The sequence below is a fragment of the Kitasatospora sp. NPDC101801 genome, from assembly GCF_044766665.1.
In the GTDB taxonomy this organism is placed as follows: Bacteria; Actinomycetota; Actinomycetes; order Streptomycetales; family Streptomycetaceae; genus Kitasatospora.
This window is the reverse complement of sequence record NZ_JBIWML010000002.1, coordinates 146158-161984: the sequence shown is the minus strand read 5'-3', so window position 1 is coordinate 161984 and position 15827 is coordinate 146158. Positions and strand designations below refer to the sequence as shown.

Sequence of the window (15827 nt, the reverse complement as noted above, 5' to 3'; positions counted from 1 at the left end):
ACGCAGGGCCCCGGTCGCGCGCAGCGGCCGGGGCTCGCTGGCGCCGTGCCCGGTTCGGCTGCTCCGCGCGTCATCCCCGGCGCACCCGGACGGTCGCGTCGGCCACCGTCCGGCCGCGCTGCTCGGCCCGGACCCGCAGCACCCGGTCGCCACCGGGAGCGCCGGGCTGCGGTGTCACCGACAGGCGTACAGGGGCGTCGAGTTCCGCGTAGTGCGGGAAGCGCGCGCTCAGCGACAGCAGGAGCAGTGGGGCCCCGCCGCCCTCCGCGCAGTGACAGACCTGGCGCACGGCTTCGAGCAGCAGCTGGCTCGGCGCGTAGTCGCGGACGCCGTCCGGGTCGCGCCCGTCGAACAGCACCGGATGGTCGCGGTCGGCCCGCAGTTCCCACACCTCCGGGTCCTCGGTCGCGGCCAGCACCACGTCGGACCCGCGGCTGCGCCCGGTGCGCGGGGCTGCCACCGGGGCCGGTGCAGGGGCCGCTGCAGGGCGCGGGGGGAGAGCGGGCCGGGGGTGCGGGGCGGGCGCCAGCCAGTCGAACCAGGCCGTGCCGCCGCCGATCCCGACGTCGTCGAGGTACGCCTCGACCCGCAGCCGCATCCCGAGTGCGTCGTCCCCCTCGCGGCGGACCTCGCCCACCACGACATGGAGCAGCAGCTCGGTCGGGGCCGGCCCGAACGGCAGCCGGTCCACGTCGAGGTCGTACGAGAGCTCACGCAGCCGGGGCAGATGGTCCAACGGCACCTGGTACTCGGCGTGCGCCAGCAGCAGCCCGGCCTGGCGGATCGTCTCGGCCGCGAGCAGCGGGTCGTGGGTGCCCGCCACCGGCTCGTAGAAGGCGTGCGCCCGGGGCCACTGGGCGCCGACCAGGAAGGAGTCCTGGCCGGCCGCCCGCCAGCCGGTGAGCAGGACCTCCCCGAGGCCCGAGCGGTGGACCAACTTCCTTGACACGGTGGACTGGTGAGCTAGCAGGGCCTGCGCCATGAATCCCCCTCGGGAACGGACCGGAAGCGGTCCTCTGCGGTCGTGGGCATGCGGAGCCGGCCGGTTCGTCGGAAGGAAACGGCCGAAGGCGGGCCCGCCACGCGGTGACGCGGCGGGCCCGCCCGGTGGGTGGGGCGATCGGTCAGTAGACCGCTATCAGGCGGGTCGGGCCGCCGAAGCCGCCCTTGTGCTTGGTGGTGCCGACGATCGCGACGGCGCCGCGATCCGGCACGGTGTGCAGGTTGTTCGCGCCCTCGATGCCGTACTTGTTGGCCGGCAGCAACTGCCGGTGGGCGCCCGGGTTGTGGCTGTTGGCACCGGAGTCGAGCGACGGGGTGTCGCTGGCGGCACCGGCGACCTGGCGCTGCAACATCAGCTCCGCGGCGTCGAAGCCGAAGCCGGGGAAGTGCGGATTGCCGTCGGAGTCACGGATGATGAAGGCGCCGGGGCGGGTCACCCGGCCGCACCAGCCGGAGTCCATCGCGACGATCGAACCCCTGGGGATGGTGCCGTAGCGGCTCTCGTGCCGCCTGAGGTCGTCGGCGGTGACGAGGGCCTCGGGGTTGTTGTAGGCCCGGTCGGCGATGCGGATGACGCAGAGCTCGGCCACCAGGTTGTTGACCGGGATCTCGTCGGAGTGCCAGGCGGCCGGGTCCGTCGAGAAGTGCGCCGGCGCGTCCATGTGGGTGCCGGTGTGCTCGTCGATGTCGAGCTTCATGGCGTTGAAGCCGTCGACGTCGAAGTGGGCGGACTGCTGCATGTTCGGCAGCAGCACGTACGGCGTGTAGACCGGGAAGTCGTTGCCGAAGGTGTGGCTGAGGTCCCGGATGGTGCGCGAGCCGGCCAGCGCGGAGGCCGCGAAGTTGGAGACCTTGGTGCCCTCGGCCGCCCGCACCTCGGCCGCGGCGGCGGTGGCCGGGCGCGGGCCGAGGAAGCCGAGGCCCGCCAGGGTGCCGCCGAGGGCGGCAGCCATGCCGGTCAGGGTCCGGCGGCGGGTGGGACCGGTGACTCCGGTCGCCTTCGCCGCCTTGTCGATTCTCTCCAGCACCTCTTCGCTGGGCGTGTAGGTGGAGGAGCTGTGGTCGTGATCGTGGTCGAGGCCGAGCGCATGGGCGCGGTCGTGTTCCGCATCGTGGATGAGCTGCATCAGCCCGGATCCGCACATGGGTGTCCCTTTCTGACAGGTCTGATCGACTGCTGCGATCTGTAAGAGATCGTACGATTAACAGTGAGCTGATGGCTAGGGGAAAGCGAGATCAGGGGCCCAGAGCGGACCGGCGCCGGGCCCCGCGACTCAGGCCCGGCTGGGGCCGGTGCCGGCCCCGGTCCGCTCGATCGCCGTGGCGATCTCGGCGAGGTCCTGCGCCGTCAGCTCCAGGCCGGCGGCCGGCAGCCAGCCGTCCACCTGCTGGGGCGTGCGGGCCCCGACGATGGCCCCGCTGACGCCGGGCCAGGCGAGCACCCAGGCGACCGCGACCGCGCCGACGCCCACGCCGTGCCGATCGGCCACCGGCCGCAGGGCGTCGGCGAGTTGGAGGTTGGCCGCCAGGCCGGTGGTGAAGTCCGGGTGCCCGGTGCGCCAGTCGTCGGCCGGCAGGGCGGCGGCGCGCTCGGCGGAGAAGGCGCCGGTCAGCAGGCCGGACTGCATCGGTGAGTATGCGATGACGCCCGTCCCGTGGGCCTTCGCCCAGGCGATCTCGGCGGCGGCGCCCCGGTTGACCGCCGAGAACGCCGGCTGGATCGCGTCGACGTGGGCGATCCGCTCGGCGCGCTCCAGCTCCGCCACCGAGTGGTTGGACAGACCGATCGCGCGGACCTTGCCCTCGGCCTTGAGGTCCGCCATCACCTGCCAGTACTCCTCGATCGGCGTGGCGTTGGGGGAGACCGTACCCGCGGCGCCGCCCCAGTCGAGGGACTCGCCGGTGTCCGGGTAGTGCACCTGGTACAGGTCGATCTGATCGACGTTCAGGCGGCGCAGCGAGTCCTCGAGTTCCCGGCGGACGCTCGCGGGCTTCATGATCCGGTGCGGTGCCGCAGTCGGGTCCGACGGGTCCCAGACCAGGCCGCACTTGGTGAAGACGTACGGGCGCGCGTGCGCCGGTAGCGTGGCGAGCGCCTTGCCGATGACCTCCTCGGAGTGGCCGAGGCCGTACACCGCGGCGGTGTCGATCCAGTTCACACCCCCGTCGACGGCGTGCTGGACCGCGGCGACGGACGCCGCGTCGTCCTGGGGGCCCCAGCCGTAGCGCCAGCCGTCACCACCGATGGCCCAGGCGCCGAAGCCGGTGCGGGAAAGGGTGATGCCGGTGATGCTCAACGACTGTTCCGACAGCCTCATGGCGATGAATTCCTTTGTTTCACAGGTGGGTTGACAAGGCCGCCGCAGGCTCGGCGGTCGTGCTCAGCGCCGGGACACCCGGTCCCGGCGGGCCTGCTCGGCCACCGCCGCGGTGACGGCGGGGGCGACCCGGGGGTCGAAGGGGCTCGGCACGATGTAGTCGGCGCGCAGCTCGTCCGGGGCGACGGTGTGGGCGATGGCCGTGGCCGCCGCGAGCTTCATGCCCTCGGTCACGGTGGTCGCGCGGGCGTCGAAGGCGCCCCGGAAGACCCCGGGGAAGGCCAGCACGTTGTTGATCTGGTTCGGGAAGTCGCTGCGTCCGGTGGCGACCACCCGGGCGTACTTGGCGGCCACCTCGGGCGCGACCTCGGGGGTGGGGTTGGAGAGCGCGAAGACGATGGCGTCCTTGGCCATGCCGGCGATCGCCTGCTCGCTCACGGTGGCCCCGGACAGGCCGATGAAGACGTCGGCGCCGCGCAGGGCCTGCTCCACCGAGCCGGTGTAGCCGGCCTTGTTGCTGTCCGCGGCCAGCGCCGCCTTGACCGGGTTGAGGTCCGAACGGCTGGGGTGCAGCATGCCCTTGCTGTCGGCCACGGCGAGGTCGCCGATGCCGGCGTCGAGCAGGATCCGGCTGACGGCGACCCCGGAGGCGCCCGCGCCCGCCACCACGGCGCGCAGCTCGGACAGTCTGCGGCCGGTGAACCGGGCGGCGTTCTGCAGCGCGGCCAGCGTCACGATGGCGGTGCCGTGCTGGTCGTCGTGGAACACCGGGATGTCCAGGGCCGCCCGCAGCCGGTCCTCGACCTCGAAGCAGCGGGGGGCGGAGATGTCCTCCAGGTTGATGCCGCCGAAGGAGGGGGCGAGCCGGATGACGGTCTCGACCAGGGCGTCGACGTCGGTGGTGTCCAGGCAGATCGGTACGGCGTCGAGGCCGGCGAACTTCTTGAACAGGATGGCCTTGCCCTCCATCACCGGCATGGCCGCGGCCGGGCCGATGTCGCCGAGGCCGAGCACGGCGGTGCCGTCGGACACCACGGCGACGGTGCGCGCGGCCCAGGTGTAACGCTGCGCGAGCGCCGGGTCCTCGGCTATCGCGGTGCAGACCCGGGCGACCCCGGGCGTGTAGACGAGGGACAACTGCTCGGCGTCGTCCACCGTGACGGTGGAGTGCATCGCCATCTTGCCGCCGATGTGCAGGGCGAAAGCGGGGTCCTGGTCGAGCGGATGCGAGGTCGGCACTGACATGAGGGGCTCCAGGAGGTCGACGAGGGGTGTCGGAGCAGGCCATTCGTTCTCAGTATGAGATAAGAGATCTGATATGCACAAGGTTCCTTATGCATTGGTCGCCCCGCCCTGCGCACCACGGGTGCCGCAGCCCAACGGCCCGCACCTGCGGGTGCGGAGTGCGTCGACTCACTTCGCCGGACCCTGCGGCCCCCTGTATCCATAAGAGGTATGCGGGTAGTCTGGCTTCATGTACCCCTCCACTCATGAACGCCTGGGGCAGCACATCAAGCGGGTCGAACAGGAGTTCACGGCCGCCAAGCACGCTGCGTTGCGCCCCTTCAAGATCAACGTCCCGCAGTACAGCGTGCTCTACGCGCTGTACCAGGAGCCCGGCCTGTCCGGCGCGGTGCTGGCCAGACGCTGCATGGTCACTCCCCAGACCATGTCCTCCGTCCTGTCCACGCTGGAGAGTCGAGGACTGGTGGAGCGCAAGCCGCACCCGGTGCACGGCCACATCCTGGAAGCCCGGCTGACCCGGACGGGCCGGCCGCTGCTCAACCGCGCGAACGTCGCCGTCCAGGAGGTGGAGCAGCTGCTGACGGACAGCTTCGAGGCAGAGGAGGCCAAGCTCTTCCTGGCCCAGCTGGAGCGCTGCTCCGAAGCGCTGAACGCGAAGAAGTAGCCCCCGGGGTCCGGACGGTGGGCCCCCGGGCCCCGACCGGGCTGCGCGTCGGCGCGGCCGGGCCGGGTACGGGGCCTGCTCCGCGACTCAGTCGCGGCGACGGCGCAACGTGGCATCCGTCAGGTGGATCGGCGTGTGGTCGGCGTCCGCCGGGTTGAGGTCGGTGCCGGGCGGCACCAACGCGTCGATGCGGTCGAGGACGGCGTCGTCCAGGACCAGGTCGGCGGCGGCCAGCAGGTCGGTGAGCTGTTCGACCGTGCGCGGCCCGATGATGGCACTGGTCACCGCCGGGTGACTGAGGACGAAGGCCAGCGCCAGGTGGGTCAGCGAGAGGCCGGCCTCCTCGGCGAGCACCGCGAGTTCTTCGACGACCTCGTACTTGCGGACGTTGCCCGGCAGGCTCTGGTCGAACTTGTGCGCGATGAAGTCCTTGCGGAAGTCGTTGAGTTCGAGACCGTTCTGCCTCCGGTAGCGCCCGGTCAGCCAGCCGCTGGCCAGCGGGGACCAGGTCAGCACCCCCATCCCGTGGCGCTGCGCGGTGGGCAGCACCCCGCGCTCGACACCGCGCATGAAGACGGAGTACGGCGGCTGCTCGGTGTGGAAGCCGACGTGCCCCCGGTCCCGGGCCGTCCACTGCGCCGCGACGATCTCCTCGGCCGCGAAGTCCGAGCACCCGATGGCCAGCACCTTGCCCTCGCGGACCAGGTCGCTGAGCACCGACAGGGTCTCGTCGATGTCCGTCGTCGGGTCCGGGCGGTGGATCTGGTAGAGGTCGATCCGGTCGGTGTCCAGCCGGCGCAGACTGTCCTCCACCGCCTGGCGGATCCAACGCCGGGAATTGCCACGCCGGTTGGGGTCAGCTCCCATCGGGAAGTGCACCTTGGTCGCCAGTACGACATCGTCCCGGCGCCGCTTCAGGGCCCGGCCGACGATCTCCTCCGACTCACCGGCCGAGTACATGTCCGCCGTGTCCACGAGGTTCACACCGGCGTCGAGCGCGGTGTGGACCAGGCGCTCGCACTCGGCATGATCCTTGTTGCCCCACGCTCCGAGCATCATCGTGCCCAGGGCGATACGGCTGACCGTGACACCGGTCCGGCCCAGGATCTCGGTACGCACGCAAACTCCTTTGTGCAGAGGGAAGGAAGGAAACAGAAGCGGGGAACGCTGGTCAGGCCGGCTGGACCGTGGCGCCGACGCCGCCGAACGAAAGCTCGCCGACCGTCAGCAGGTCGAGCAGCTGGGCCAGTTCGCGGTCCTCGGGCGTGGCGGTACGGAAGACGAAGTGCCGCAGACCGGCCTGCGCGGGGCCGCCGAAGAAGCGGAAGAAGCTGGTGTCCGCGCCGTTCGCCGCGAAGCTCTCGTAGAGGAACACCACGCCGCCGTCCGCGACCAGCCCGGCGCCCGCCGTGCTGCCGGCCACGGCGTCGTACACCACGTCGAACGCGCCCTCGGCCTCGGCGGCGTCGCACACCACGTGGGTGGCCCCGAGCTCCGCGACCTGTCCGGCCTCCGAGGCCCGGCCGACGATCCCGGTGACCTCGGCCCGCAGCGTGGCGGCGAGTTCGACGAGGAGCCGGCCGATGCCCTGCTCGGCACCGGTGACCAGGACCCGGCGCCCGGCCATCGTCCCCGCGCTGCGCACCAGGCGCAGTGCGGTGAGCACCGCGACGCGCAGCGCCGCGGCCTGCTCGAAGCTGACGTGGTCGGGGAGCACGACGGCGTACTCGGTGGACAGCGCCATGCACGGTGCCCACTCGGTGCCGGTGGCCACGCCCACCACCCGGTCGCCCGGCTTCGGACCGAACCCCTCGGGGGCGGCGCGCATCACCACGCCGGCGACGTCCCAGCCGGTCAGCCAGCCCTCGGGCAGCGGCTCCGCCTTGATCGTCTCGGCGTGCTCGGGAGCTATCGCCCGGACGGCGATGACGATCTCGTCCTCGGCCTGGGCGACGGACTGGTCCTGCGGGTGGGTCTGGATCTCGGTCATGGTTGTTCCTCATCCTGGTAGGTGGGCGTGAAGCGGCCGCCCTGGCGGATCGGTTCGGAAGGGTCAGAACGCGTCCCGGACCAGAACGGAGCCCGCGGTGGCTCTGCCGTTCAGGGCGGGCGATGTGGTGTCGGCGAGCTCGTCGAAGGTGACGACCTCGAACGCGTCCGGCTGTTCGAGAACACACGAGGCGAGCACGAGGTGCCTGGTCAGGACCTGGTAGCGGATCCACTGGAGGGTGTACTCGTCGGCGGGGACGCCCGGGGCGAGGCGGACCCGGAGTTGGACCCGCTCGTCCCAGCTCGAGTCGTCCAGCACGACCTGGGCCGCGCGCACATCGCCGGTGGCCACCGCGAGGTCGGCGAGCTCCTGGGCGCTGACGGTGTGTCCGTGCAGCCGGAAGTAGGGCGACGCGGCGCCGAACAGGCGGACCGCCGGGCCCGGTCGACCGCAGGCGCAGAGGGTGAACTCACCGCGCTCCTCGGTCTGGTAGCGGATCAGCGGGGGATTGCGGGCCGGGTCCAGCGTGGTGACGACCAGCAGCCCGGCGACGATCTCCACGTGCTGGGTCGGCAGCGGGTGGTAGACGTCGTCGAGGCAGCGCGGGCCGCGCTGGGCGACCGTTCCGGTCGCCGGGCTGCCGTACAGGCGCCAGACCCGGGTGTTCGGGAGGCAGTCGGCGAGCGTCTCGTCCGGGGTGGAGTCCAGGCTCATGCCGCCGAGGAGCAGGGTGCGCAGCCAGGGCAGCGGTCGGTTGGCGGTGGCGATCCCGAGCAGTTGGGTCACCGTCTCGGGCGGTGCCGCCACGGCGGTCACGCCCACCTTGGTGAGCAGCTCCGCCCACTCCTTGTGGCCGCCCTCGGGCAGCCGGCCGAACGCCAGGCCCAGGGTGCCGGACTCGGCGGCGAAGCGGTTGAAGAAGTGGTGGTTCGGCCGCAGCCGTTCCAGCGGGTGCAGATTGGCCAGTACGTCGTCGGCGCCCAACGGCCGCCAGCTGCAGCGCAGTTGCCTGACGCCGAGATCGTGGGGGAGCAGGCTCAGCTCCGGGTCGGCCAGGGAGCCCCCGACCGCCCAGAGCGAGGAGGTGCCGACCGCCGTACGCAGTGCGAGCACCTCCTCGGTGACCCGGGCGAGCTCGTCGTGCCGCAGGACCGGGACCTGGTGCAGCGCGGGCGTCTCACCCACCGCCCACTGCCGGTACTTGGCGGCGAGCAGTGGCAGGCGGACGGCTCGTCGTAACAGGTCGGCCAGGAGATCCACGGGGATCTCGGGCGCATGAGCCGATAGCTCCTTACCGGGTCGATCCGTACGCATGTCCATCGACTACGCCCCCTGTCTCAGCCGCCGGCGACTTACCGGACGGAGCACCGGCCCGCCAGCCAGTCCAGCTAATCATTCCTCCGCGAAGGTATCAAGTGCTATCGGGAATCCGCTGTGTCGCGGTCCGGCCGCCCGGGCCGGTGCGATGGCCGCCCGGTGGGGTGCGCCCTGGTGGATTTCGCCGCCGGAAGGGCAACTCCCGCCGGGGGCTCGGCCCTTGCTGTCGGGGGTCGCCGCGCGCTCCGGCGGTTCGGCGGGGAGCGAGTGAAGGCTCGTCAGGGCCGGTGGGGGCGCTCGGCGCCGGGCCGGAGCAGAGTGGGAGGGTCGCCCGTCGGGCGGCCCTCCCACGGCCCTGCCTCACCCTGCCACCTACCCATCTCCTGGAGTGTCACCAGCGCAGGGGGTCCGGCAAACGGGCCGTTGGGGTGACGGCGGATCAGCTGCTTGTCCGGTCGTGGGTCCAGGCGAAAGTCGGCCCGACGGCCTCCGCTGTGACGGCGGGCACAGTAGATGTGCAACTTGTTGCATAGGTGGGCGATGGGCCCCTACCTTGGCGCCATGACCGCGTACCCGAACCTGCTGCGTCCACTCGACCTGGGCTTCACCACGCTCCCCAACCGGGTGCTGATGGGCTCGATGCACGTCGGCCTGGAGGAGGCCGAGAACGGCTTCGAGCGGATGGCCGAGTTCTACGCGACCCGGACCAGGGCCGGCGTCGGCCTGATCGTCACCGGCGGCATCGCGCCGAACGAGGCCGGCCGCCCGTGGGAGGGCGGCGCCAAGCTGACCACCGAGCAGGAGGCGGCCGAGCACCGGGTGATCACCGGGGCGGTGCACGCGGCGGGCGGGAAGATCGCGCTTCAGCTGCTGCACTTCGGCCGGTACGCGTACCACGCCGAGCTGGTCGCGCCGAGCGCGATCCAGGCGCCGATCAGCCCCTTCCCGCCGCGCGCGCTCACCGAGGACGAGGTCGAGCAGACGATCGAGGACTTCGCCCGGGCCGCCGAGCTGGCCAAGGCGGCGGGGTACGACGGCGTCGAGATCATGGGCTCCGAGGGCTATCTGATCAACGAGTTCGTCGCCGCGCCGACCAACCGGCGCGAGGACCGCTGGGGCGGCAGCTACGAGAACCGGATGCGCTTCCCGGTGGAGATCGTCCGGCGGGTGCGCGAGCGGGTCGGGGCCGAGTTCATCCTGATCTACCGGCTCTCCATGCTCGACCTGATCCCCGGCGGCTCCACGCTCGCCGAGGTGGTGCAGCTGGCCAAGGCGGTCGAGGTGGCCGGGGCCACCCTCATCAACACCGGCATCGGCTGGCACGAGGCCCGGATCCCGACCATCGCCACCTCGGTGCCGCGGGCGGCGTACGCCTGGGTGACCAAGCGGCTGATGGGCGAGGTGGGCATCCCGCTGGTGACCAGCAACCGGATCAACACCCCCGAGCTGGCCGAGCAGCTGCTCGCGGACGGTCACGCCGACCTGGTCTCGCTGGCCCGGCCGCTGCTGGCCGACCCGGAGTTCGTGGCGAAGGCGGAGCGCGGCACCCCCGAGGCGATCAACACCTGCATCGGCTGCAACCAGGCCTGCCTGGACCACACCTTCAGCGGGAAGATCACCTCCTGCCTGGTGAACCCGCGCGCCTGCCACGAGACCGAGCTGGTGCTCGCCCCGACCCGGCGCCGCAAGCGGATCGGCGTGGTCGGCGCGGGCCCGGCCGGCCTCGGCTTCGCGGTGGCCGCCGCCGAACGCGGTCACGCGGTCACCCTGTACGACGCCGCCGACCGGATCGGCGGGCAGCTGAACGTGGCCCGGCAGGTGCCCGGCAAGCAGGAGTTCGACGAGACGCTGCGCTACTTCCGGCACCAACTGGCGGAGCTTCAGGTCGAGTTGCGGCTCGGCACGGCGGTCACCGCGGCCGCGCTGCTGGCCGAGGGGTACGACGAGGTGGTGCTCGCCACCGGTGTCACCCCGCGGGTCCCGGAGATCCCCGGGGTGGACCACCCGAGCGTGGTCGGCTACCTCGACCTGCTGCGCGGCGACGCGGTGGCCGGCGAGCGGGTGGCGGTCATCGGCGCGGGCGGGATCGGCTTCGACGTGGCCGAGTTCCTGACCGACCAGGACGGCGACTTCTACGCGAGCTGGGGCATCGACACCGAGCACCGGGGCCCCGGCGGGCTGCGCGCCCCCGAGCGGCCGAAGCCGCCGCGCACGGTGCACCTGATCCAGCGCAAGCCCGGCAAGGTCGGCGCGGGCCTGGGCAGGACCACCGGCTGGATCCACCGGGCCGAGCTGGCCCACCGGGGCGTGCGGACCGTCTCCGGCGCGAGCTACCGGCGGATCGACGACGAGGGGCTGCACCTGACCGTGGACGGCGAGGACCGCACCGTCCCGGTGGACACGGTGGTGCTCTGCGCGGGCCAGGAGCCGCGCCGGGAGCTGCACGCCGAGCTGCTGGCCGGTGGCGCCTCGGTGCACCTGATCGGCGGCGCGGACGTGGCCGCCGAGCTGGACGCCAAGCGCGCCATCGACCAGGGCACCCGGCTCGCGGCCGCGCTCTGACCCAGGCCCCCCGAAGGCCCCCGGCTGCGGCCGGGGGCCTTCGTCGTGTCCGGGCACGGGAGGGTCGGCCCGCCGGGACCGGAGGGTCACCCTGCGGACCGGCCTTGACGATTTGTTGAAAGCGGCTTACTTTTCTTTTCGCATACCAGAATCATCCTTCCGTATCGTGGAAGTCTGACGGACGCAGGAGTAAGCCGATGCCTCGAATGACAGCCGCCCGCGCGGCAGTTGAGATCCTCAAGCGCGAGGGCGTTGACGTCGCTTTCGGCGTGCCGGGCGCCGCGATCAACCCCTTCTACAAGGCCCTCAAGGAGGGTGGCGGCATCAGCCACACCCTGGCCCGCCACGTCGAGGGCGCCTCGCACATGGCCGAGGGCTACACCCGGGCCAAGGCCGGGAACATCGGTGTCTGCATCGGTACCTCGGGACCGGCCGGCACCGACATGATCACCGGCCTGTACTCGGCGATCGCGGACTCGATCCCGATCCTGTGCATCACCGGCCAGGCCCCGGTCGCGAAGCTCCACAAGGAGGACTTCCAGGCCGTCGACATCGCCTCGATCGCCAAGCCGGTCACCAAGGCCGCGACCACCGTCCTGGAGGCCGCCCAGGTCCCCGGCGTGTTCCAGCAGGCCTTCCACCTGATGCGCTCCGGCCGTCCGGGCCCGGTCCTGATCGACCTCCCGATCGACGTCCAGCTGACCGAGATCGAGTTCGACCCGGAGACCTACGCGCCGCTGCCGGTCTACAAGCCGGCCGCGACCCGGGCCCAGATCGAGAAGGCGATCGGTTTCCTGCTGGAGTCCGAGCGTCCGCTGATCGTCGCCGGTGGCGGCATCATCAACGCCGACGCCACCGACCTGCTGGTCGAGTTCGCCGAGCTGACCGGCACGCCGGTCATCCCGACCCTGATGGGCTGGGGCATCATCGCCGACGACCACGAGCTGAACGCGGGCATGGTCGGCCTGCAGACCTCGCACCGCTACGGCAACGCGAACTTCCTGGAGTCGGACTTCGTCCTCGGCATCGGCAACCGGTGGGCCAACCGCCACACCGGTGACCTGGCCGTCTACACCAAGGACCGCAAGTTCGTCCACGTCGACATCGAGCCGACCCAGCTCGGCCGGATCTTCGCGCCGGACTTCGGGATCGCCTCCGACGCCAAGGCCGCGCTGGAGCTGTTCGTCGAGGTCGCCAAGGAGCTCAAGGCGGCCGGCCGGCTGCCCGACCGCAGCGCGTGGGCCGCCTCCACCCAGGAGCGCAAGGCCACCCTGCTGCGCCGCACCCACTTCGACAACGTGCCGCTCAAGCCGCAGCGCGTCTACGAGGAGATGAACAAGGCCTTCGGCCCGGAGACCCGCTACGTCACCACCATCGGTCTGTCCCAGATCGCCGGTGCGCAGATGCTGCACGTCTACAAGCCGCGGCACTGGATCAACTGCGGCCAGGCCGGACCGCTCGGCTGGACCATCCCGGCCGCGCTCGGTGCCGCCACCGCCGACCCGGAGACCCCGGTGGTCGCCCTCTCCGGCGACTACGACTTCCAGTTCATGCTGGAGGAGCTGGCGGTCGGTGCCCAGCACCGCATCCCCTACGTCCACGTCCTGGTCAACAACGCCTACCTCGGCCTGATCCGCCAGGCCCAGCGCAACCTGGACATCAACTTCCAGGTCAACCTGGAGTTCGAGAACATCAACTCCCCGGAGCTGGGCGTCTACGGCGTCGACCACGTCAAGGTCGTCGAGGGCCTGGGCTGCAAGGCCATCCGGGTCACCGAGCCCGACCAGCTGCTGCCCGCCTTCGAGCAGGCCAAGAAGCTGGCCGCCGAGTTCCGCGTCCCGGTCGTGGTCGAGGCCATCCTGGAGCGGGTCACCAACATCTCGATGGGCGGCGCCGGCATCGACGCGGTCAACGAGTGGGAGGACCTGGCCACCGAGCCCGGCCACGCCCCCACCGCGATCAAGACCCTCAAGGTCTGATCCAGGGTCAACCGATGGGCCCGGCAACGGCGTTCGGCGGTGCCGGGCCCATCGGCCCGCTCAGGCCGGGTTGTTCGCGTGGGTCAGGGTCTCCCAGGCGGTGAAGAGGTTGTCGGTGCCGGCCGGGCGCTGCTTCTCGGTGAGGAGCCGGGTGTTGGTCATGCCGTAGCCGAGGCGGTTGGCCAGGGCGTTGAAGCCGACCTCGGTGACCGGGCCGAGGGACTGGTTCAGGGTGCCGCCGCAGAGCCAGGACGGGACGGCGGTGCCGAGCTGGTACTTGGACTGGAGGCCCAGCGCGTGCCGCAGGCGGTCGGCGATCTCGGGGTAGAGGTCCTGGCCCTGGAGTCGGCTGGTCTCCGCCACGTGCGAGATGGCGGAGAGGCCGTAGCCGGTGTGGGTGAGGTCGCGGCAGGTCTCCTGGGTCAGGCCGTCGACGAAGGTGCTCTGGCCCTGCCAGTAGCCGACGATCTCGTCCCGGGTGTCCAGGCCGCTGCCGGGGACGGTGCGGGGGAGCGGGCCGTCGGAGGCCAGGTAGATGTAGGCGGGCACCCGGTTCCGGAACAGGGCCACCGCCTTGTCGTAGACGGTGCGGTCGTTCAGGAAGACGCCGATGCCGATGGTCGCCTCCACCATGCTGAGCTCCCAGTTCCCGTTCGAGCGGGAGCCGTTGACCACCTCGGGGAGGTAGACGGTGCGCAGCATGGTGCCGAACCGGGTGACCCGGTCGGCCGGCCAGTTGCCGTAGCCGTACCGGATGATCTCGGCGGCCCGGGGCCAGACCGAGCCGGCCCAGGCGGTCTGCAGCGGGGCGTTGCTGTTGGTGTGGTCGGTAAGGGTGCCCGACCAGGCGTCCATGATCTGGATCGCCTTCTCGGCGTACCGGCCGTCCCGGGTCAGGTACCACTCCAACGACAGGGTGTACGCCGCGATGGCGTCCTCGCGCTCGTCGGTGCAGCCGTGGTTGGGGTTGGAGTAGGAGCCGCACTCGACCACCGCGCGCGGCTTGGCGGTCCTGGTCAGCGAGGCGTACCTGCTGGCGTGCAGCTGGTCGTAGGCGGCCTTCCAGGGCTGGGCACCGGCCTGCACCTTGGCCCGGACGAAGTCCAACTGCCCGGTGCCGACCAGGACTCCGGGGTGGGCGAAGGTGGCGGGAGCGGCCTGTGCGGTGCCGGCGACGGCCGGCAGCAGGCCGAGGGCGGTGGCCAGGACGGCGGCCCCGGCGAGGGCTCTGCGGAGCATGGGCGAGGTCCTCTCGGGGGTCAGGCGGGCAGCAGCCACTGCTGGTTGGCCGCGCCGAAGCAGTCCCAGATCTGCAGCCGGGTGCCGTTGGCGGAGCTCGGTCCGGTGGCGTCCAGGCAGCGGCCGGAGACCGGGTTCACCAGGGTGTTGTTGCCGCCGACCTGCCACTTCTGGGCTCCGGTGCCGTTGCAGTCCCAGAGCTGGAGCTTGGTGCCGTTGACCGTGCCGGCGCTGGTGAGGTCCAGGCACTTGCCGAGCGCCTGGAGCGAACCGTCCGCCGCCACCGTCCAGTTCTGTGCGGCGGTGCCGTTGCAGTCGTAGAGCTGGACGGCGGTGCCGTTGGCGCTGCTCGCCGCCGCGATGTCCACGCACTTGCCGCCGTAGCCGGTGATCCGGCCGCTCGGCTGCGGCGAACCGCCGCCGCCGGTGATCGAGTTGAAGGTGCGGGCGAACTGGAACGGGCTCTGCGAGGTGCCGCTGCAGGAGTCCGAGAGGGTGCCGTTGCTGGCGCACGCCTTGTCCCGGCCGAGCGCCCAGAAGGCGAGCAGCTGGATGCCCTTGGCGGCGGCGAAGTTGGCCAGCGTGGTGGCGTTTCCGGTGCTGAACACCTCGGCCTGGGTGTCGTTGACCCCGATCATCGGGGTGTTGCCCTCCATCGCCCAGAGCTGCTGGTCGGTCTTGCCGGTCCAGATGTTCCCGAGCTGGCCGCGCAGGGCGGTGGCGGCGTCGGTGGCGGCCTTGCCCATGTCCATCGCGGGGCCGTAGTCCATGGTCATGATGTTGACCACGCCGACGTCCAGGCCCCGGCTCTTCGCGTTGTTCAGCAGGCTGAGCGAATTGCCCTCCAGGCCGGTCGGGTTGACCGGCAGGGTGTAGTGCACGGCGAGCCGGCGGCCGGCCGCCGCGTACTCCTGCTGGAGCTGGGCGAGCGCCTGGTTGCGGCGGTCGTTGGCGGCGGTGTCGTTGAGCGAGCCGCCCTCGATGTCCAGGTCGATCTTGGTCAGGTTGAGGGTGTCGACCACCCGCTTGTACTGGGCTTTCAGGCTGCTGACCGAGGTACAGGCCTGGCCGAGCTCGGTGCCGGCCGCGCCGCCGAAGGAGGCGATCACGTCACCGCCGGCCGCCCGCAGGCTGTTGATCGCCGACTGCCAACCGCCGTCGGTGATCGGGGTGTTGCCGTTCAAGGTGGCGTTGCAGCTGCCGTCGCTGATCACGAACGCCAGGGTGAAGTACTTCAGGCCGGTGGCGGCCCGGGCGTCGGCCATCGCGGACGGCGACTTCCAGGTCTCCACGTACGGCGCGGCGTACTGGGCGGGGAAGCCGGGGCCGGGGTTGGCGGCGGCCTGTGCCTGGCCGGTGGCCAGGCCGGTGGGGAGCAGGGCGAGCAGCGCGGCCAGGGCGGGCAGGCGCCAGGAGGTACGGGGCATCGGGGTTCTCCAGGGGGGCTTGTGGGGGGAGCGCTCTCCGGGGAGGGTGGCACGGAGTCAACTAGAGCTGAACGGTGCCCGTCA

Annotated in this window: 12 protein-coding genes; 3 read left to right on the top strand and 9 right to left on the bottom strand. The window is 71.6% G+C overall.

The features are described 5' to 3' along the window. Nucleotides 1-70 precede the first annotated feature (70 nt). The 4 genes from ACIRPK_RS04990 to ACIRPK_RS04975 form a co-directional block, all read right to left on the bottom strand. On the bottom strand, nt 71-949 hold the full coding sequence (locus tag ACIRPK_RS04990) for a ScbA/BarX family gamma-butyrolactone biosynthesis protein (RefSeq protein ID WP_403033139.1): 879 nt from the start codon (nt 947-949) through the stop codon (nt 71-73). A gap of 175 nt (nt 950-1124) precedes the next feature. Beyond that, nucleotides 1125-2129, bottom strand: coding sequence for a cyclase family protein (locus ACIRPK_RS04985; RefSeq protein WP_403033137.1), 1005 nt, complete (start codon nt 2127-2129; stop codon nt 1125-1127). A 147-nt stretch (nt 2130-2276) separates the two neighbouring features. Next, nucleotides 2277-3320, bottom strand: coding sequence for an aldo/keto reductase (locus tag ACIRPK_RS04980; RefSeq protein ID WP_403033135.1), 1044 nt, complete (start codon nt 3318-3320; stop codon nt 2277-2279). Nucleotides 3321-3383: 63 nt separating this feature from the next. Beyond that, nucleotides 3384-4565 (bottom strand): NADP-dependent malic enzyme, encoded by a 1182-nt coding sequence (locus tag ACIRPK_RS04975; RefSeq protein ID WP_403033133.1) that lies wholly within the window; start codon nt 4563-4565, stop codon nt 3384-3386. A 229-nt stretch (nt 4566-4794) separates the two neighbouring features. On the opposite strand from ACIRPK_RS04975, the gene ACIRPK_RS04970 reads away from it, so the two are divergent. Continuing rightward, on the top strand, nt 4795-5229 hold the full coding sequence (locus ACIRPK_RS04970) for a MarR family winged helix-turn-helix transcriptional regulator (RefSeq protein ID WP_403033131.1): 435 nt from the start codon (nt 4795-4797) through the stop codon (nt 5227-5229). Between the two features lie 87 nt (nt 5230-5316). On the opposite strand, the gene ACIRPK_RS04965 is transcribed toward ACIRPK_RS04970, so the two are convergent. The 3 genes from ACIRPK_RS04965 to ACIRPK_RS04955 form a co-directional block, all read right to left on the bottom strand. Continuing rightward, the gene (locus tag ACIRPK_RS04965) at nt 5317-6348 is read right to left on the bottom strand and encodes an aldo/keto reductase (RefSeq protein ID WP_403033129.1); all 1032 of its coding nucleotides are present in this window, start codon (nt 6346-6348) and stop codon (nt 5317-5319) included. Nucleotides 6349-6400: 52 nt separating this feature from the next. Next, nucleotides 6401-7219 (bottom strand): alcohol dehydrogenase, encoded by an 819-nt coding sequence (locus ACIRPK_RS04960; protein ID WP_403033127.1) that lies wholly within the window; start codon nt 7217-7219, stop codon nt 6401-6403. 63 nt (nt 7220-7282) lie between these two features. After that, nucleotides 7283-8479 (bottom strand): hypothetical protein, encoded by a 1197-nt coding sequence (locus ACIRPK_RS04955; protein WP_403033126.1) that lies wholly within the window; start codon nt 8477-8479, stop codon nt 7283-7285. 618 nt (nt 8480-9097) lie between these two features. On the opposite strand from ACIRPK_RS04955, the gene ACIRPK_RS04950 reads away from it, so the two are divergent. Both ACIRPK_RS04950 and gcl read left to right on the top strand, forming a co-directional pair. Then, a complete protein-coding gene (locus tag ACIRPK_RS04950) occupies nt 9098-11098 on the top strand; it encodes an FAD-dependent oxidoreductase (protein ID WP_403033123.1) in 2001 nt (666 codons plus the stop codon). 197 nt (nt 11099-11295) lie between these two features. After that, nucleotides 11296-13077 (top strand): glyoxylate carboligase, encoded by a 1782-nt coding sequence (gcl, locus tag ACIRPK_RS04945; protein ID WP_403033120.1) that lies wholly within the window; start codon nt 11296-11298, stop codon nt 13075-13077. 60 nt (nt 13078-13137) lie between these two features. On the opposite strand, the gene ACIRPK_RS04940 is transcribed toward gcl, so the two are convergent. Together ACIRPK_RS04940 and ACIRPK_RS04935 are read right to left on the bottom strand one after the other, a co-directional pair. After that, entirely contained in the window at nt 13138-14316 is a 1179-nt protein-coding gene (locus ACIRPK_RS04940; protein ID WP_403033117.1) for an alginate lyase family protein, read from the bottom strand. 20 nt (nt 14317-14336) lie between these two features. Then, on the bottom strand, nt 14337-15743 hold the full coding sequence (locus tag ACIRPK_RS04935; RefSeq protein WP_403033114.1) for an RICIN domain-containing protein: 1407 nt from the start codon (nt 15741-15743) through the stop codon (nt 14337-14339). Nucleotides 15744-15827: the final 84 nt, after the last annotated feature.